General features: G+C 62.3%; 16 protein-coding genes. 10 read left to right on the forward strand and 6 right to left on the reverse strand.

All coding sequences use genetic code 11. The annotated features are described in order from the left end of the window. Positions 1-25: 25 nt before the first annotated feature. Positions 26-1003 carry a dipeptidase gene (locus tag B4I46_RS16135; protein WP_043860376.1) on the reverse strand — a complete coding sequence of 326 codons (978 nt, stop codon included), beginning with the start codon at positions 1001-1003 and terminating at the stop codon, positions 26-28. 266 nt (positions 1004-1269) lie between these two features. Between B4I46_RS16135 and B4I46_RS16140 the strand changes: the two genes are divergently transcribed. The 3 genes from B4I46_RS16140 (at position 1270) to B4I46_RS16150 (ending at position 2499) form a co-directional block, all read left to right on the forward strand. Continuing rightward, the gene (locus tag B4I46_RS16140) at positions 1270-1680 is read left to right on the forward strand and encodes a lysozyme inhibitor LprI family protein (RefSeq protein WP_088514261.1); all 411 of its coding nucleotides are present in this window, start codon (positions 1270-1272) and stop codon (positions 1678-1680) included. 8 nt (positions 1681-1688) lie between these two features. Then, positions 1689-2108 carry a DUF3010 family protein gene (locus B4I46_RS16145; RefSeq protein WP_043860360.1) on the forward strand — a complete coding sequence of 140 codons (420 nt, stop codon included), beginning with the start codon at positions 1689-1691 and terminating at the stop codon, positions 2106-2108. A gap of 130 nt (positions 2109-2238) precedes the next feature. Further along, positions 2239-2499, forward strand: coding sequence for a hypothetical protein (locus tag B4I46_RS16150; RefSeq protein WP_043860361.1), 261 nt, complete (start codon positions 2239-2241; stop codon positions 2497-2499). A 102-nt stretch (positions 2500-2601) separates the two neighbouring features. Here B4I46_RS16150 and B4I46_RS16155 read toward each other — a convergent pair whose 3' ends face one another. After that, complete coding sequence (locus B4I46_RS16155; RefSeq protein ID WP_043860362.1) at positions 2602-3705, reverse strand: GlxA family transcriptional regulator; 1104 nt, start codon at positions 3703-3705, stop codon at positions 2602-2604. A gap of 393 nt (positions 3706-4098) precedes the next feature. Continuing rightward, positions 4099-5475 carry an L-serine ammonia-lyase gene (locus tag B4I46_RS16160; RefSeq protein WP_054916697.1) on the reverse strand — a complete coding sequence of 459 codons (1377 nt, stop codon included), beginning with the start codon at positions 5473-5475 and terminating at the stop codon, positions 4099-4101. Between the two features lie 350 nt (positions 5476-5825). Between B4I46_RS16160 and B4I46_RS16165 the strand changes: the two genes are divergently transcribed. The 3 genes from B4I46_RS16165 (at position 5826) to choV (ending at position 8867) form a co-directional block, all read left to right on the forward strand. Then, entirely contained in the window at positions 5826-6773 is a 948-nt protein-coding gene (locus tag B4I46_RS16165; protein ID WP_100634829.1) for a choline ABC transporter substrate-binding protein, read from the forward strand. A gap of 70 nt (positions 6774-6843) precedes the next feature. Next, positions 6844-7692, forward strand: a complete 849-nt coding sequence (gene choW, locus B4I46_RS16170; RefSeq protein WP_173925098.1) for a choline ABC transporter permease subunit — start codon at positions 6844-6846, stop codon at positions 7690-7692. Beyond that, positions 7689-8867, forward strand: a complete 1179-nt coding sequence (choV, locus tag B4I46_RS16175; RefSeq protein ID WP_043860366.1) for a choline ABC transporter ATP-binding protein — start codon at positions 7689-7691, stop codon at positions 8865-8867. Before choW ends, choV begins: the two co-directional genes overlap by 4 nt. A gap of 338 nt (positions 8868-9205) precedes the next feature. Here the strand turns inward: choV and B4I46_RS16180 are convergent, their stop codons facing one another. From B4I46_RS16180 to betT, 3 genes are all read right to left on the reverse strand, one after another. After that, a complete protein-coding gene (locus tag B4I46_RS16180; protein ID WP_286900972.1) occupies positions 9206-9910 on the reverse strand; it encodes a hypothetical protein in 705 nt (234 codons plus the stop codon). A gap of 151 nt (positions 9911-10061) precedes the next feature. After that, on the reverse strand, positions 10062-10382 hold the full coding sequence (locus B4I46_RS16185) for a hypothetical protein (protein ID WP_104572840.1): 321 nt from the start codon (positions 10380-10382) through the stop codon (positions 10062-10064). Between the two features lie 408 nt (positions 10383-10790). Next, positions 10791-12794: a choline BCCT transporter BetT gene (gene betT, locus B4I46_RS16190; protein ID WP_054915558.1), complete on the reverse strand. Its 2004-nt coding sequence runs from the start codon at positions 12792-12794 to the stop codon at positions 10791-10793. 423 nt (positions 12795-13217) lie between these two features. Between betT and betI the strand changes: the two genes are divergently transcribed. From betI to B4I46_RS16210, 4 genes are all read left to right on the forward strand, one after another. Further along, positions 13218-13883, forward strand: a complete 666-nt coding sequence (gene betI / locus B4I46_RS16195) for a transcriptional regulator BetI (RefSeq protein ID WP_043860369.1) — start codon at positions 13218-13220, stop codon at positions 13881-13883. Positions 13884-13912: 29 nt separating this feature from the next. Continuing rightward, a complete protein-coding gene (betB, locus tag B4I46_RS16200; protein WP_043860370.1) occupies positions 13913-15385 on the forward strand; it encodes a betaine-aldehyde dehydrogenase in 1473 nt (490 codons plus the stop codon). An 81-nt stretch (positions 15386-15466) separates the two neighbouring features. Then, the gene (gene betA, locus B4I46_RS16205; RefSeq protein WP_043860371.1) at positions 15467-17164 is read left to right on the forward strand and encodes a choline dehydrogenase; all 1698 of its coding nucleotides are present in this window, start codon (positions 15467-15469) and stop codon (positions 17162-17164) included. A gap of 260 nt (positions 17165-17424) precedes the next feature. Further along, positions 17425-19167 carry a potassium/proton antiporter gene (locus tag B4I46_RS16210; protein ID WP_043860372.1) on the forward strand — a complete coding sequence of 581 codons (1743 nt, stop codon included), beginning with the start codon at positions 17425-17427 and terminating at the stop codon, positions 19165-19167. Positions 19168-19176 lie beyond the last annotated feature (9 nt).

The following is a 19176-nucleotide window of genomic DNA, read 5'->3' on the forward strand; positions in this document are numbered from 1 at the left end:
GGATGCGGCTGGGTGAGGCGTGGGGTTACTCGCCCCAGACGTCTTTCAGGACATTGACCCAGTTCTCGCCCATGATCTTGCGCACCACCCGCTCGGGGTGGCCGCGCTTGAGCAGGGTTTCGGTGAGGTTGGGAAATTCGCCCACGGTGCGGATGCCCAGCGGGTTGATGATCTTGCCGAAGCTGGTGAGGCGGCGCGCATAGCCCTTGTCGTGGGTCAGGTACTCGAAGAAGTCCTGGCCGTGGCCCTGGGTGAAGTCGGTGCCGATGCCGATGGCGTCTTCACCCACCAGGTTCATGGTGTATTCGATGGCCTCGGCGTAGTCGTCGATGGTCGCGTCGATACCCTTGGCCAGAAACGGCGCGAACATGGTCACGCCGACAAAGCCGCCATGGTCGGCGATGAACTTCAACTCGGCATCGGACTTGTTGCGCGGGTGCTCCTTGAGCCCGGAGGGCAGGCAGTGGGAATAGCACACCGGCTTTTTCGATTCGAGGATGACTTCCTCGCTGGTTCGGGAGCCGACGTGGGACAGGTCGCACATGACCCCCACGCGGTTCATCTCGGCGACGATTTCGCGACCGAAGCCGGACAACCCGCCGTCGCGCTCATAGCAGCCGGTACCCACCAGGTTCTGGGTGTTGTAGCACATCTGCACGATGCCCACGCCCAGCTGCTTGAAGATCTCCACGTAGCCGAGCTGGTCCTCGAAGGCATGGGCGTTCTGGAAGCCGAAGAGGATGCCGGTCTTGCCCTGCTCCTTGGCCTTGCGGATGTCGGCGGTGGTGCGTACCGGCAGTACCAGGTCGCTGTTTTCGCGAATCAGCTTCTGGCTGGCGACGATGCTGTTGATGGTGGCCTGAAAGCCCTCCCACACCGAGACAGTGCAGTTGGCGGCAGTGAGGCCGCCCTTGCGCATGTCCTCGAACAGCTCGCGGTTCCACTTGGCGATGATCAGCCCGTCGATAACGATGCTGTCTGCGTGCAATTCGGCCGGGCTCATCAGGCTGTCCCCTTGTATGACGTTGCGGCGCCGAATCGTCTGCCGGCGCTTTGGGGCCAGCATATGCCTAGGCGCCAGGTCGCCAGGATGCAAAAACGACAGGGGAATTGCCGAAAACGTCAAGGTGCGACAAAGGGCCCGGGCGGCACCCGTCGGGAAGGTGCCGAACAGTGCCGACCATTGCCCGCTCGCCATGCTGTTCTTTGCTACGGTGCTTTGCGAGAATCGCGGATCCTTTACGCGCACCCTGGTGGGAGACTCTGTAGATGAAATCGCTGGTATGGCTTGTGCTTGCGGCTGTGGCGCTGGGCGCACAGGCCGAGGAAAGTGACGCTCCCACCCCGTGCGACAACGTCGAGACGGCCCAGCAGAACTACGCCTGCGCCGCCTACAGCCGTACGGTTGCCGAACGCGAGCTGAACGCCGCCTTCGGCGACCTGCTCGAACGCATCAAGGAACAGTATGCCGGCCAGGGTGCGAAGATCACCGAACTGAGCAACCGCCTGAACGCCGCCCAGAACCTGTGGAAGCAAGTACGCGACGCCGACTGCAAGGTCGAGACCTTCGACAGCACACCGGGCAAGGAGTACGACGCCGCACTGAACACCTGCCTGGCGCAACGCAGCGACGACCGCTCCGAATACCTGCAGTCCCTTGGCCTGCAAAACTCCGATTGAGGCACCCCATGAAAATCTGCGGCATCGAAATCAAGGGCAGCGAAGCCCTGCTGGCCGTGGCCAGCCTGGACGCCGGCCAGCCCGTGCACGTTGGCGTGGCCACCAAGAAGATCGGCCTGGAGGATGACGAGGATGCCGCCCAGGTAAAGGCATTCGCCGCACAGGTCAGAGCCTTTGTCAGCGAGCATGGCATCGGGCAATTGGCGATCAAGAAGCGCAGCAAGAAAGGCGACTTTGCCGGCGGCCCGACCACCTTCAAGATCGAGGGCGTGCTGCAGTTGCTGGACAACTGCACGGTGGAGCTGGTGTCGCCACAGACCGTCAGCGCCCAGGCCAAGAAGCACAATCTCGAGCTGCCGGGAACGCTGAACAAGTATCAGCATGAGGCCTACAAGAGCGCCTGTGCGGCGCTGCTCAAGCGCGGCTGAGGGCGCCTGCGCACGTCACTGATCTAGCCAAAAACGACCTGTTCATAGGTATGCCGGCCATGCCCCTTGTCGCCACCGTGCAGCGCTCCCAGAATCGGGGCACCCTTCGCCTCGAACAAGGACAACCGCCATGATGCACGCCGATTTGATCGATCAGGACGACCTGCTGGGCCAACTGCGCGCCCTGGGCTTCGAGATGCCTGCCGGCGCTAGCGCCGAGCAGGCCTGCGAATGTGCGGTACGCGGCTTGAGCGCGGAACGCGCCCGGGCCCTGCGCGGCCTGGTGGAGCAGTTGTACACCGGCAGCGCGACGATCCTGCCGGCGGTGCGCCAGGCGATCGACAAGCAGTTGCTGCCGGCGCTGGCGAACCACAAAAGCCTTCACGGTTGACCCCATCGCGGGCCAAGCCCGCTCCCACAGGCGCTTCACTGCCCTTCAGAGCAGCGATGTACCGGTGGGAGCGGGCTTGACCTGCGATGCGGTCGGCCTGGTCTACAGCCTCACACTGGCAAACGTCGACTCATTGCGCGCCTGACTCAGCGCCGACATCGGCCCGGCCAGCGGCGACAGCACCAGCGCCTGCGGCAGCGGCATCATCGCCACCTGCTGGGCCGTGTTCGAGCCTACCCGCTCATCACGCGGCGGTATCCCGAAGTACTCCCGGTAGCACTTGGAAAAGTGCGGCGTGGACACGAACCCGCACACCGATGCCACCTCGATGATCGACATCGGCGTCTGCTTGAGCAACTGCCGCGCACGAATCAGCCGCAGCTTCAGGTAGTAGCGCGACGGCGAACAATGCAGGTACTTCTGGAACAACCGCTCCAGCTGGCGCCGCGACACCGCCACGTACACCGCCAGTTCGTCCAGGTCGATCGGCTCTTCGAGGTTGGCCTCCATCAGCGCCACGATTTCCTGCAGCTTGGGCTGGTTGGTACCGAGCATGTGCTTGAGCGGCACGCGCTGGTGGTCCTGCTCGTTGCGGATGCGCTCGTACACGAACATCTCCGAGATCGCCGCCGACAGCTCGCGGCCATGATCGCGGCTGATCAGGTGCAGCATCATGTCCAGCGGCGCGGTGCCGCCCGAGCTGGTGAAGCGGTTGCGGTCCAGGGTAAACAGGCGCGTGCTCATGCTCACCCGCGGGAAGGCCTCCTGCATCGCGGCCAGGCACTCCCAGTGCACGCTGCAATCGAAGCCATCGAGCAGCCCCGCACAGGCCAGCGCCCAGCTGCCGGTACACACCGCCCCCAGCCGACGCGACTGGCGGGCCTGGCTCTGCAGCCAGGTCACGTGTTCACGGGTCACGGTGCGCTGGATGCCGATGCCGCCACACACGATCACGGTGTCCATCGCCGGCGCCGCATGCATCGCCGAATCGGGAGTGATCTGCAGGCCGTCGCTGGCCCACACCTGACCGCCATCCACGCTCAGGGTGCTCCAGCGATACAGCTCGCGACCCGACAACTGGTTGGCCATGCGCAGCGGCTCGACCGCAGAGGCCAGGGAGATCAGCGTGAAGTTGTCCAGCAGCAGGAAACCGATGGATTGGGGGGTGCGGTTCTGGTTTGGGGTTGCGGAGTTGTACGACGTCATCGCGATCTCTCCTCACACAATGCAGGGTGTGCCTCAGGCTCGGGCTTTTTGTCATGGCCCCGGTTCGATTGCAGGGGCTTTGCCAAACCCAACGCAAATGCCATGCCCAAACTTGAATACGCATTCAACAACACCTGAAAACGACATCGCGATGTGTCTAGTTCGCCCACCCCCGCAGGCTCGCTTTTAAACGCAAAAGGCCGGGCCAAAGCCTGTCTGTAGTCCCGTTGTGAAATTGGGTAGCACTTGTGGGAAGGATGCCCAGAAACGACAACGCGCGGTGTCACCGCGCGTGCTGGAAGGGGTGGTGTGGCCAGTGAATCGCCATCGGCCGGGGCGCGCCAAAACGCAGCGCACGCTCAAAGCGATGGGCCAAAACGGCGCAGCCACGCCTCAGCATTCGATGGCGTTCACCGCCAGCCCGCCGCGAGAGGTTTCCTTGTACTTGTCGTGCATGTCGGCGCCGGTGTCGCGCATGGTGCGGATCACCCGGTCGAGGGAGATGAAGTGCTCGCCGTCACCGCGCAAGGCCATCTGCGCGGCGTTGATCGCCTTGACCGCGGCAATCGCGTTGCGCTCGATGCACGGCACCTGCACCAGCCCGCCAACCGGATCGCAGGTCAACCCCAGGTTGTGTTCCAGGCCGATCTCGGCGGCGTTCTCAAGTTGCGCCGGGGTGGCCCCGAGCACTTCGGCCAGGCCCGCCGCCGCCATTGCGCAGGCCGAGCCGACCTCGCCCTGGCAGCCGACTTCGGCGCCGGAGATCGACGCGTTCTTCTTGCACAGGATGCCCACCGCCGCCGCGCCCAGAAAGAAGTCCACCACGCTGGCTTCGCTGACCTCGTCGCTGAAGCGCATGTAGTAGTGCAGCACCGCCGGGATGATGCCTGCCGCGCCGTTGGTGGGGGCGGTGACCATGCGCCCGCCTGCGGCGTTTTCCTCGTTGACCGCCAGCGCATACAGATTGACCCACTCCATGGCACTGAGGGTGGAGCCGATCACGTTTGGCTTGCCCAGCTCCTGCAGGCTGCGGTGCAGGCGTGCCGCGCGACGGCGCACATTGAGCCCGCCCGGCAGGATGCCCTCGTGGCGCAGGCCGTTTTCGACACAGGCCTGCATGGCCCGCCACAGGGTCATGAGCCCGGCACGGATTTCAGCCTCGCTGCGCCACACCTTTTCGTTCTCCAGCATCAGTTGCGACACGCGCAGGTCGTGCTGCCGGCACAAATCCAGCAGTTCCACGGCACTGTTGAAGTCGTAGGGCAGCACGGTGGTGTCGGCGTCCAGCACACCGCTGGCCGCCTGCGCCGCGTCCACCACGAAGCCGCCGCCCACCGAGTAGTAGGTATCGCGGTGCAGCTCGCCCTGCTCGCCCTCGGCGATCAGGGTCAGGGCGTTGGGGTGGTACGGCAGGTTCTCGTCCAGCAGGCGCATGTCGCGGGCCCAGACGAAGCCGACCGGCCAGCGTCCGTCCAGCAGCAGGCTGTCGGTTTCGCGCAGCGTGGCGATGCGCGGGGCGATCTGCGCCGGGTCGATGGCGTCCGGCCATTCGCCCATCAGGCCCATGATCACCGCGTTGTCACTGCCGTGACCGATGCCGGTGGCCGACAGCGAGCCGTACAGGCGCACCTCGATACGCCGCACCCGGGCCAGCAGGTTGCGCTCGCGCAGCCCCTGCACGAACAGCGCTGCGGCGCGCATCGGGCCGACGGTGTGCGAGCTTGAAGGGCCGACACCGATCTTGAACAGGTCGAACACACTGATGGCCATGCCGCGTACCTCTGGCTGCTACGCTGAAAAGGCGGCAATCCGCCGGTTTCGCGCATCATCAGGCTTTTGTCAGCGACCACGACGTCTGCAACCGACGCGCTCTTGTCCAGCAGCGCCGCCCGTTGCCAGGGCAGGACCTGCGCCGTTTTTTTGCGGTGCACATGCGCCAGAACCGCGTTTTTCGAGGCCGACGACACTGTAAGCGACCTCATTGGCACTGGATGCGACCCTGCCTGTACTGGATACGACGCACCCGGTAGGCGTTTGATTTTCGCTGTTAGATGATCGGTACCGACTCGATTGCACGGCCCCTGTCCCGTGGGACATCCGAAAAAAACCAGGAGTCCACCATGAAAGGTTCACCCCCGCTGTTGCTGGCCGCGCTGCTGAGCCTGCCGGCGCTGGCCCAGGCCGTGGAGCCCGAGCAGTGCCACACCGTCAACTTCTCCGACGTCGGCTGGACCGACATCACCGTGACCACTGCAGTCACCAGTGCGGTGCTCGAAGCGCTTGGCTACAAGACCCGCACCACCATGATCTCGGTACCGGTGACCTACAAGTCGCTGGCCGACGGCAAGAACATGGACGTGTTCCTCGGCAACTGGATGCCGACCATGGAAAACGACATCAAGCCTTACCGCGATGCCGGCACCGTCGAGACCGTGCGTGCCAACCTGGAGAATGCCAAGTACACCCTGGCCGTGCCCCAGGCGCTGTATGACAAGGGCCTGAAGAACTTCGCCGACATCGCGAAATTCAAGAAGGAGCTGGACGGCAAGATCTACGGCATCGAGCCTGGCAACGACGGCAACCGCACCATCCAGAGCATGATCGACAAGAATGCCTTCGGCTTGAAGGACGCCGGCTTCAAGGTGGTGGAGTCGAGCGAGGCCGGCATGCTCGCGCAAGTCGACCGTGCCCAGCGCCGTGGCACCGACGTGGTGTTCCTCGGCTGGGAACCGCACCCGATGAACACGCGCTTCAAGATGAAGTACCTCGAAGGCGGCGACGACTTCTTCGGCCCCGACTACGGCAAGGCCACCGTGCTCACCAACACGCGCAAGGGCTACAGCCAGGAGTGCAGCAACGTCGGCCAGTTGCTCAAGAACCTTTCCTTCACCCTGGACATGGAAAGCACCCTGATGGGCAAGGTGCTCGACGACAAGGTCAAGCCCGACGCCGCCGCCAAGGCCTGGCTCAAGCAGAACCCGCAGGTGCTCGACACCTGGCTGGCCGGCGTGACCACCGTGGATGGCAAACCGGGCCTGGAGGCGGCCAAGGCCAAGCTGACGCAGTAAGCACGCCCCGCGCCGGGGGGCGATTGCCCGGCGCGGGTTGTTTCCAATCCCTTGCAGGTGGACGCTCGCTATCATGCTGATCGATCAAAAAATACCCCTGGGCCAGCACATCGCGGCCTTCGTCGAGTGGTTGACGCAACACGGCGCCAACTACTTCGACGCCTTCGCCGAGGCGCTGGAGTTCATGATTCACGGGGTGACCGGGGCGCTGACCTGGTTCAACCCATTCGTCCTGATTGCCCTGGTGGCCCTGATCGCTCACCTGATCCAGCGCAAATGGGCGCTCACCGTATTCTGCGCGCTGTCGTTCCTGCTGATTCTCAACCTCGGCTACTGGCAGGAAACCATGGAAACCCTGGCCCAGGTGCTGTTCGCCACCTTCGTGTGCGTGGCCATCGGCGTGCCGCTGGGCATCCTGGCGGCACACAAGCCGATGTTCTACACCGCCATGCGCCCGGTACTCGACCTGATGCAGACGGTGCCCACGTTCGTGTACCTGATCCCGACCCTGACCCTGTTCGGCCTGGGCGTAGTGCCGGGGCTGATCTCGACGGTGGTGTTCGCGATTGCCGCGCCCATCCGCCTGACCTACCTGGGCATCCGCGACGTGCCGCAGGAACTGCTGGATGCCGGCAAGGCGTTCGGCTGCTCGCGGCGCCAGCTGCTCTCGCGCATCGAGCTGCCGCATGCCATGCCCAGCATCGCGGCGGGGGTCACCCAGTGCATCATGCTGTCGCTGTCGATGGTGGTGATCGCCGCGCTGGTGGGCGCCGACGGTCTGGGCAAACCGGTGGTCAACGCACTCAACACCGCCGATATCGCGCTGGGCTTCGAGGCGGGGCTGGCGATCGTGCTGCTGGCGATCATGCTCGACCGTATCTGCAAGCAACCGGACGCACCGGCAAGGAGTGAAGCATGAGCATCATTCGCTTCGAAGAGGTCGACGTGATCTTCTCGCGCCACCCGCGTGAGGCGCTCAGCCTGCTGGACCAGGGCCTCACGCGTGAACAGATCCTGAAGAAGACCGGCCTGGTGGTCGGCGTCGAGAAAGCCAGCCTGGACATCAACAAGGGCGAGATCTGCGTGCTGATGGGCCTGTCGGGTTCAGGCAAGTCGAGCCTGCTGCGCTGCATCAACGGCCTGAACACGGTGAGCCGCGGCAAGCTGTTCGTCGAGCATGAAGGCGCACAGATCGACATTGCCCACTGCACCCCGGCCGAGCTGAAGATGATGCGCACCCAGCGTATCGCCATGGTGTTCCAGAAGTTCGCCCTGATGCCCTGGCTGACGGTACGCGAGAACATCAGTTTCGGCCTGGAGATGCAGGGCCGGCCCGAGAAGGAGCGGCGCAAGCTGGTGGACGAGAAGCTCGAGCTGGTGGGCCTGACCCAGTGGCGCAACAAGAAGCCCGACGAGCTGTCGGGCGGCATGCAGCAGCGCGTGGGCCTGGCCCGGGCGCTGGCGATGGACGCCGACATCCTGCTGATGGACGAACCGTTCTCGGCGCTCGACCCGCTGATCCGCCAGGGCCTGCAGGACGAGCTGCTTGAGCTGCAACGCAAGCTGGCCAAGACCATCGTGTTCGTCAGCCATGACCTGGACGAGGCCCTAAAGCTCGGCAGCCGCATCGCGATCATGAAGGACGGGCGCATCATCCAGTACAGCAAGCCCGAGGAGATCGTGCTCAACCCGGCGGACGAGTATGTGCGTACCTTTGTCGCGCATACCAACCCGCTCAACGTGCTGTGCGGGCGCAGCCTGATGCGCACGCTGGACAAGTGCAAGCGCATCAACGGTTCGGTATGCCTGGACCCGGGTGGTGATTCTTGGCTGGACCTGGCCGAGGGCAACACCATCAGGGGCGCGCGCCAGGGCGTCAACGGCATGGCCTTGCAGAACTGGGCGCCGGGTGAGGCGGTGGAGGGGCTGGAGCGCAAGCCGACGCTGGTGAATGCCAATATCGGCATGCGTGAGGCGTTGCAGATTCGGTATCAGACCGGCAACAAGCTGGTGTTGCAGGAAGGGAATCAGGTGGTGGGGATATTGGGCGACAGCGAGCTGTATCACGCGTTGTTGGGCAAGAATCTGGGGTGAAGCGGATGGCTTCTTCGCCGGCAAGGTCAGCGCATGACTTGCCAGCGAGGGGGCCGTGAGGGCAAGACGTCGATATGAATTCTTTTTCTGGCAAGTTTGAACTGTGGGGCAGGGTTTTCAAGTTTGAAAGTAAAAACTGTCTATTCTCATGCTGACAGCCGCTTATGGTGGGGCGGTCATGGGGGGCGTAATTCTCGTATTGACGCTGTGGGGGCGTAGTAAAGGGTGCGATTTCCCAATTAATGACAATTCAATACTTAGCCCGCTTCCGAAAACACTGCTTCCATAAAAACAGAGCTTATACACAAGACTCACACTTCTATTTTTATAGGGGCATATTAAAACCTCCTGCTATTTTTGCACAAAAAGCCAACTAACCTTGAAAATGCATAAGGATATTTACTTACCTCACGCCTACTGATAGCACCATCCAGCTCAAACGAATTCATGTATTTTTTTACGCTTCTTACTGAAACACCAGGAACACTACCAACTCTATCCAGACCACTTTCCACATTATCAATCAAGTATGCACCCCTGTTCTGGCGAAAACCAAATCTGACCACTATGTTTTCCTCAAACACAACAGCGCCCTCATCATTACCATCCCAGAAATAAAAACTTATATTATCGAGCGATCCGCCCCGTAAGTCTCGATAATCCCAATACGCTTTCAGCAGCGTGGTTAATCTAACCTTCGGCTCAACACCCAATCCAGTGCCGACAGATTCATCTGCAAAAAAATACAACTTGTGCATCAGACTAAGCCCAGTATTTCTATGAGGCACAATAATTTCTTTTTCGTAAGCGTGACAGTCTGACTTATCACCCACCAATTCATACCCGTAGTCCTCTAGGGTGGAGCGCTCCATATCAGGCAGCCCAAGAACCTCTAAATCCTCAAATGTTAATTTATCCAAAAAAATATTAAATATTTCGAAAAATGTAGTTCTCAACATTGTTTTCACCAAGAATTTAATAACATGGTTCGTTCCAGCGGAGTGATGCCACGGCCTGGCTCGAAGAGGTAGTACTTTATTCACTGCCATACCGGTCATTCAGCATGGGCTGTCAGCTTGGAGCATAAGTAAACGTCTCTGGCATCCGAAGGGGCCTTCTTGTAGAGGCCTAAACGCATACAATTACTTTAGAGCCAAAAAACACTTTATTTAAGTGCAACTTTACTTATCGACTTTAAAGTGCCTGTCCAACTTCAAAAATTGCCCACCCCCTCATTATTTGAAGCCCTTTTATTTTTAGTTTAATTTCCGACCCCTCTGCTTTGACGTAGAAACCTAGCAAGGCGATTTTTTCTTCTATTTCGTCTACATGACTAAACAGCATAGCATTTGCCGCACTTTCAAGCTCTTTGAACAAATTCCGGCACCTCGAGAACTCTTTGACTGGAGAGAACCTCCCTTGCTTCTTGGGGTTGTCACCAACCTGCAATATGATCTGCCCCAAGCACTTATCATCTTTATCAAATAAGTAAAACAGTTCTTCAGTTATTGACATCTCGTTTCATCCCTCAGCGCATTTGATAGACCGACTAAATTTTAGTCACTAAATCCATCCCTTCCATCCGGATGAATAATTCTCGCATGATTGGGAAATTTATTCGTCGGATCACTGATTACATCGAATCCCGCAGCCCTAATACTTTCTGCTGTTCCCGACGCAACTGTACCCGCTGCACGTTGTAACCCGCTGGCCTTGGGAAAGGCAAAACCCGAAAAAGTGCGCAACTTCTTGCGCAGTTGTTAAAAGTCGAGAATCGACTTTTTCGTGCTTTCCCTGGTCGCCAGCCAGCAAACCTTTTAATTTATTTATCGTTCGTCAGCGCTGTAGAACGCCAACGCATCGCCAGCAAAAAAAAGGCCCTGCCGTCACCGGCAGGGCCCTTCTTCATTCAGCTATCTACCATCAGCTGTACACACGCCCCAGCAACTGGCGATGACTCTCGAACTGATCCAGCACGTCGCGGGTGATCTGCTCGACGGTAAAGCCCATCAGGTCGTACTCCTGGCTGCCGTTGTGCAGGTACACCTCGGCCCGGTAGTAACGCTGGCGCACGTCGCCTTCACCCTGCGCCGGCGCTTCGCTCGGCGCCGCCAGGTAGCCGTCCAGGCTCACTTCGTAGACAAACGGGTTGCCCTCCTCCATCTCGATGCGCAAGCCCATCGCCTCGCGCGACTGGCCGACGCGGCTCTGCACCTGCAGGCCCATGCCCTGCAACTGCACCGCCGCCTCTTTCAGCGCCGGGCTCACCTGCTTGTCCATGAAGCGCTGCACCATCGCCTGGGTCGGCTGCAGGTCCAGCTGGGTGAGGCGCTCGCTGAAGCCGCGACGGCCACGCGCCGCCAGTTCGGCCTGCTCCTGCTCGACCTGGGTGTCCTGCTTCATGGCCTTGAACAGGCCGAACATGAACACCACCAGCACCACCGAGAACGGCAGCCCGGCCAGTACCACCATGGTCTGCATGGCCTGGAAGTTGCCCACCAGCAACAGCCCGATGGTCACCAGGGTGATGATCGCCGACCACAGGATACGCAGCCAGTGCGGCGCATCCTCGTCCACGTCGCCGCCCTTGCACGACAGGTTGGCCATCATCACCGCGCCCGAGTCAGCCGGGGTGAGGAACAGCACGAAGCCGACGAACACCGCCACACCAACCACGATCTTGGCCGCCGGGAAGTGCTCCAGCAGCTGGTAGATCGACATCGCCGGTTGTTCCACCGCCGTGCGCCCAAGCTCCACCGCACCGTGGTTGATCACCAGGTCCAGCGCGGTGTTGCCGAAGATTGACAGCCACGCCAGGGTAAAGCCCAACGGAATCAGCAGCACGCCGGCCACCAACTCGCGCACGGTGCGGCCACGGGAGATACGCGCGATGAACATGCCCACGAACGGGGCCCAGGAAATCCACCAGGCCCAGTAGAACAGGGTCCACAGGCCCAGCCAGCCTTCGGACCTGGCGTTGTTGCCTTCGTACACGTAGAGGTCGAAGGTCTTGAGGATCACGCCGTTGAGGTAGTCGCCGATGTTCTGCACGAAACCGTTGAGCAGGTGCAGGGTGTCACCGAACAGCAGCACGAACAGCAGCAGGCCGCTGAACAGCAGGATGTTCAGGTTGGACAGGCGGCGAATGCCGTTCTCCACGCCCGACACCGCCGCGATCGTGGCCACGGTGCTCATCACCAGGATCACCATCAGCAGGTTGGTGTTGCTGTGCTGCATGCCGAACAGGTACTCCAGGCCCGAGGACACCTGCATCGCACCGATGCCCAGGTTTGTCACCAGGCCCAGCAGGGTCACGAACATGCCGAAGATGTCCACTGTGTGCCCGGCAGCCCCCTTGACCCAGCGCTCACCCACCAGCGGGTACAGCGCCGAACGCAAGGCCAGTGGCTGGTTGTGGCGGTAGGCGAAGTATGCCACGGCCAGGCCCACCAGCGCATAGATCGCCCAGCCGTGCAGGCCCCAGTGCAGGAAGGTCAGCTGCATGCCCTGGCGTGCGGCCTCCAGGCTGGCCGGCGCACCGGCAGGCGGGTTGAAGTAGTGGTCCAGCGGTTCGGACGCGCCAAAGTACAGCAGCGAGATACCGATACCGGAGGAGAACAGCATGCCGGCCCAGGCACCGTAGCTGAAGTCGGGCTTGTCGTCCTTGCCGCCAAGCTTGAGCTTGCCGTAGGAGGAAAACGCCAGCCCGATGACGAACAGCAGGTAGCCGCCGATCACCAGCATGTAGTACCAGCCGAAGCTGCGCGACAGCCAGGCTTGGGCCTGGCCGAGAATTTGACCGGCCGTGTCCGGGGCGGCGATCAGCAAGGCAGTCAACAACAGGATCAGCAGCGCCGTGGTGTAGAACACCACGCTGTTGACCCGGACCCTCTCGGCAGGGGTCTTTATCAGGGAGGCAGAACTCATTGCACAGATGCTCCAGGCAGTGCGAGAGAAAACACGAAACGACCCGTCACCCGCGCAATTGGTGCAATAGCCCCACTGCGTCAGGTGTTATAAAAGCACCTTGAAAAACCGTGATCCCAAACCGATTGCGTTGAAAAAAACAGAAAAAGGGTCCCGATCCGAGGGCCCGCCGAACGGTGCGACACCGCTGGGCAATTCTGATCAACGTTTCGTTTAAACCCGTGCACGCCTTGCATTACGGGGGTTACACGTCTTTTTAGGGTGCCAATCGGCGTCAGTGACGGGCCACAAAAACCTGTCAATGGCGCGAATTGTCGCAGAGCTTATTCTTTGTTGATTGAACGTTCAATCAAAACAAAATAGACTGGTCTTCGCCGAGTCAGCCGCCTGTCGTCTGCCCGAAGGCCTGAGGAGATTTGCCAGATGCCCAAGGTCGGTATGCAACCCATTCGCCGCCAGCAGTTGATCGAAGCCACGTTGATGGCGGTAGACCAGGTCGGCATGGGGGACGCCAGCATTGCGCTGATCGCCCGTTTGGCCGGTGTGTCGAACGGCATCATCAGTCACTACTTCCAGGACAAGAACGGCCTGATCGCAGCGACCATGCGGTACTTGATGAACGTGCTGATCGACAACGTCGCGGCACGTCGCCAGGCGCTCACGGAGGACACCCCGCGCGCCCACCTGAAGGTGATCGTCGAGGGCAACTTCGACGCCAGTCAGGTCAACGGCCCGGCAATGAAAACCTGGTTGGCCTTCTGGGCCGCCAGCATGCACCAGCCGTCTTTGCACCGGTTGCAGCGGATCAACGATCACCGCTTGTATTCCAACCTGTGCTGCCAGTTCCGCCGTGTGTTGCCGCTGCCCGAAGCCCGCAGCGCGGCCCGCGGGCTGGCTGCCCTGATCGACGGGCTGTGGCTGCGCGGCGCGCTGTCGGGAGATGCCTTCGATACCGACCAGGCGCAGCAGATCGCTTACGAATACATGGATTCACAACTGGCTAAACAGAGCAGCCCGGCTCTACAGGACCCGGCCTCTGAACCACTGCGCGTCGCGAGTGCCAAACAAGCAGGAGCACAGCGCGGATAGCCAACACACACTGCACTTGCGAGGACACTATGGCCCGTTTCGAAACGCAAAAACTCTACATTGACGGTGGTTATGTCGACGCTTCCAGCGGCGCCACCTTCGACGCCATCAACCCGGCCAACGGCGAAGTCCTCGCCCAGGTGCAACGTGCCAACCAGGCCGACGTGGAGCGCGCAGTGGAAAGCGCCGAGCGCGGCCAGAAAGTCTGGGCGGCCATGACCGCCATGCAGCGTTCGCGCATCCTGCGCCGCGCCGTCGACATCCTGCGCGAGCGCAACGACGAGCTGGCTGCACTGGAAACCCTGGACACCGGCAAGTCCTACTCCGAAACCCGCTACGTCGACATCGTCACCGGTGCCGACGTGCTCGAATACTACGCAGGCCTGGTGCCGGCCATCGAAGGCGAGCAGATCCCGCTGCGCGACAGCTCGTTCGTGTACACCCGTCGCGAGCCGCTGGGCGTGACCGTGGGTATCGGCGCCTGGAACTACCCGATCCAGATCGCCCTGTGGAAATCCGCCCCGGCCCTGGCCGCCGGCAACGCGATGATCTTCAAGCCCTCGGAAGTCACCTCGCTGACCACCCTGAAACTGGCCGAGATCTACACCGAAGCCGGCCTGCCGGACGGCGTGTTCAACGTACTGACCGGCAGCGGCCGCGACGTCGGCACCTACCTCACCGAACACCCGCGCATCGAGAAGGTCTCGTTCACCGGCGGCACCGCCACCGGCAAGAAGGTCATGGCCAGCGCCTCGAGCTCCTCGCTCAAGGAAGTCACCATGGAGCTGGGCGGCAAGTCGCCGCTGATCATCTGTGAAGACGCCGACCTGGACCGCGCCGCCGACATCGCGATGATGGCCAACTTCTACAGCTCGGGCCAGGTGTGCACCAACGGCACCCGCGTGTTCATCCCGGCCTCGCTCAAAGCCGCCTTCGAAGCCAAGATCGCCGAGCGCGTGGCGCGCATCCGCATCGGCAACCCGCAGGACGAGAACACCAACTTCGGCCCGCTGGTCAGCTTCGCCCACATGGAAAGCGTGCTGGGCTACATCGCCAAGGGCAAGCAAGAAGGTGCCCGCGTACTGTGTGGCGGCGAGCGCCTGACCGACGGCGAGTTCGCCAAGGGCGCCTTCGTGGCCCCGACCGTCTTCACCGACTGCCGTGACGACATGACCATCGTCAAGGAAGAGATCTTCGGCCCGGTGATGAGCATCCTCTCCTACGAGACCGAAGAAGAAGTCATCCGTCGCGCCAACGACACCGACTACGGCCTGGCCGCCGGTGTCTGCACCAACGACATCAGCCGCGCGCACCGCATCATCCATCAGCTGGAAGCGGGCATCTGCTGGATCAACGCCTGGGGCGAATCGCCGGCCGAGATGCCGGTCGGTGGCTACAAGCAATCCGGTGTCGGCCGTGAAAACGGTGTCAGCTCGCTGGCCCAGTACACGCGGATCAAGTCGGTACAGGTCGAGCTGGGCAACTACGCCTCGGTGTTCTAAGCACCCGTGTAGCCGCGCCCGGGCCGCTAGGTCCGGGCGCCTCCCCCGCTCCCCTGCTCACTGCCTATGAGGGTACGCAACATGTCCCACGTTTTTGACTACATCATCGTCGGGGCCGGCTCGGCCGGTAACACCCTGGCGACCCGCCTGACCGAAGACGAAGGCGTCACCGTATTGCTGCTGGAAGCCGGCGGCCCGGACTACCGCTTCGACTTCCGCACCCAGATGCCGGCCGCACTGGCCTTCCCGCTGCAGGGCCGACGCTACAACTGGGCCTACGAGACCGACCCGGAGCCGCACATGGACGGCCGCCGCATGGAATGTGGCCGCGGCAAGGGCCTGGGCGGCTCCTCGCTGATCAACGGCATGTGCTACATCCGCGGCAACGCCATGGACTACGACGGCTGGGCCAAGCTGCCAGGCCTGGAAGACTGGTCGTACCTGGACTGCCTGCCGTACTTCCGCAAGGCCGAAACCCGTGACATCGGCCCCAACGACTACCATGGCGGCGAAGGCCCGGTGAGCGTCACCACGCCAAAAGCCGGCAACAACCCCCTGTTCCACGCCATGGTCGAAGCCGGCGTGCAGGCCGGTTACCCGCGCACCGAAGACCTGAACGGCTACCAGCAGGAAGGCTTCGGCCCGATGGACCGCACCGTGACGCCCAAGGGCCGTCGCGCCAGCACCGCCCGCGGCTACCTGGACACCGCCAAGAAACGCTCGACCCTGACCATCGTCACCCATGCCCTGAGCGACCGCGTGCTGTTCGAAGGCAAGCGCGCCGTAGGCGTGACCTACCTGGTGGGCGCCAGCGAAGAGCGCGTCGAAGCCCGTGCCCGCAAGGAAGTCATCGTGTGCAGCGGCGCCATCGCCTCGCCACAGTTGCTGCAGCGCTCCGGCGTGGGCCCGGCGGCCCTGCTCGAAAGCCTGAACATCCCTGTGGTGCACGACCTGCCGGGCGTGGGCGAGAACCTGCAGGATCACCTCGAACTGTACCTGCAGTACGCCTGCACCCAGCCGGTGTCGCTGTACCCGTCGCTGCTCTGGTACAACCAGCCGGCCATCGGTGCACAGTGGCTGTTCGCGGGCACCGGCATCGGCGCCAGCAACCAGTTCGAGGCCGGCGGCTTCATCCGCTCGCGCCCGGAATTCGAATGGCCGAACATCCAGTACCACTTCCTGCCGGTGGCGATCAATTACAACGGCAGCAACGGCGTGCAGGAACACGGCTTCCAGGCGCACATGGGCTCGATGCGTTCGCCTAGCCGCGGGCGTATCCAGCTCAAGTCCAAGGACCCGCGCCAGCACCCGAGCATCCTGTTCAACTACATGGCCACCGAGCAGGACTGGCAGGAGTTCCGTGACGGTATCCGCCTGACCCGCGAGATCATGGCGCAGCCGGCGCTGGACGCCTACCGTGGCCGCGAGATCAGCCCCGGTGCCGATGTGCAGACCGACGAGCAGCTGGACACATTCATCCGCGAGCACGCCGAGACCGCGTTCCACCCATCGTGCTCGTGCAAGATGGGCATCGACGAGATGGCGGTGGTCGACGGCCAGGGCCGCGTGCATGGCATGCAGGGCCTGCGCGTGGTGGATGCCTCGATCATGCCGATCATCACCACCGGCAACCTGAATGCGCCGACGATCATGATGGCCGAGAAGATCGCCGACAAGATCCGTGGCCGCCAGCCATTGCCGCGCAGCACGGCCAAGTACTATGTGGCCAATGGTGCACCGGTGAAGGGCAAGCCGATGCGTGAGGTGCCGCAGGCTTAAGACCCTGCTGCCCCCATCGCGGGTCAAGCCCGCTCCCACAGAGACCAATGTGATCCTTGTGGGAGCGGGCTTGACCCGCGATGGGGGCGGTACATTCACAGCAGATCAAGCACCCCTGCGGTGCTTTTTTTGTGCCCGCGATAATCGCTTTACAGCCCGCCAACCTCACAGGTTAGAATCCTTGGCACGCGACCTGCTAGCTGAAGTCAGGCAAAAAGCAAGTCGCGCCTCTTTCTGCAATCCCCCCTGGAGTACTGCCTTTGGATGCGTCCACCATCAATAGCCTGTTCTTGATCGGCGCATTGCTGGTAGGTGCAAGTATCCTGGTCAGTTCACTCTCCTCGCGCCTGGGCATCCCGATCCTGGTGATCATCCTGGCAGTGGGCATGGTTGCCGGCGTCGACGGCGGCGGCATCATCTTCAACAACTACCCGACCGCCTACCTGGTTGGCAACCTGGCACTGGCCGTGATCCTGCTCGACGGCGGCCTGCGCACCCGCGTCTCGAGTTTTCGCGTGGCCCTGTGGCCGGCGCTGTCGCTGGCCACGGTGGGGGTGATGATCACCACCGGCCTCACCGGCCTGGCCGCCGCCTGGCTGTTCGACCTGAGCCTGATGCAGGGCCTGCTGATCGGCGCCATCGTCGGCTCCACCGACGCCGCCGCGGTGTTCTCGCTGCTGGGCGGCAAGGGCCTCAACGAGCGGGTGACGGCCACCCTGGAAATCGAGTCGGGCAGCAACGACCCGATGGCGGTGTTCCTCACCGTGACCCTGATCGAGATGATCGCCAGCGGCCAGAACGGCCTGCACTGGGGCCTGCTCGGCCACCTGGTGCGCGAATTCGGCATCGGCAGCCTGCTGGGCCTGGGCGGCGGCTGGCTGATGCTGCAGCTGGTCAACCGCATGAACCTGGCCGGCGGCCTGTACCCGATCCTGGTGATCAGCGGCGGCCTGGTGGTGTTCGCGCTCACCAACGCCCTGCACGGCAGCGGCTTCCTGGCCGTGTACCTGTGCGGCCTGGTGCTGGGCAACCGGCCGATCCGCAGCCGCCACGGCATCCTGCACATGCTCGACGGCATGGCCTGGCTGGCCCAGATCGGCATGTTCCTGGTGCTGGGCCTGCTGGTCACGCCCCACGACCTGCTACCCATCGCGCTGCCGGCCCTGGGCCTGGCGCTGTGGATGATCCTGTTCGCGCGGCCGCTGTCGGTGATGATCGGCCTGCTGCCATTCAAGGCCTTCCATGGCCGCGAAAAGGTGTTCATCTCGTGGGTCGGCCTGCGCGGCGCGGTGCCGATCATCCTTGCGGTGTTCCCGCTGATGGCCGGGCTGCCGCATGCCCAGCTGTACTTCAACCTGGCCTTCTTCATCGTACTGGTGTCGCTGCTGGTGCAGGGCACCAGCCTGCCGTGGGTGGCGCGCCTGCTCAAGGTGACCGTGCCGCCCGACCCGGCGCCGATCTCGCGCTCGGCCCTGGAAGTGCACATCACCAGCGAGTGGGAGCTGTTCGTGTATCGCCTGGGTGCGGAGAAGTGGTGCATCGGTGCCGCCCTGCGCGAGCTGAAAATGCCCGAAGGCACGCGTATCGCTGCCCTGTTTCGCGGTCAGCAACTGCTCCATCCGTCGGGAAGTACCACCCTCGAAGTCGGCGACCTGCTGTGCGTGATCGGCCACGAACACAACCTGCCGGCGCTGGGCAAGCTGTTCAGCCAGGCGCCGCAACGCGGCCTGGACCTGCGTTTCTTCGGCGACTTCGTGCTCGAAGGTGACGCAGAACTGGGGGCTGTAGCGGCGTTGTACGGTTTGCAGCTCGACGGCCAGGACCCGCACCAGCCGCTGGCGCACTTCATCGAGCAGAAGGTCGGCGGCGCACCGGTGGTGGGCGACCAGATCGAATGGAACAACACCCTGTGGACCGTTGCGCTGATGGAAGGGAACAAGATCCTCAAAGTGGGTATCAAATTCCCCGAAGGTTCTCGACCCGGCCCCGGGTTGTTCCTTTAAACTTCGATT

The sequence above is a fragment of the Pseudomonas sp. UBA7500 genome (assembly GCF_002478435.1).
Lineage (GTDB): Bacteria > Pseudomonadota > Gammaproteobacteria > Pseudomonadales > Pseudomonadaceae > Aquipseudomonas > Aquipseudomonas palmensis.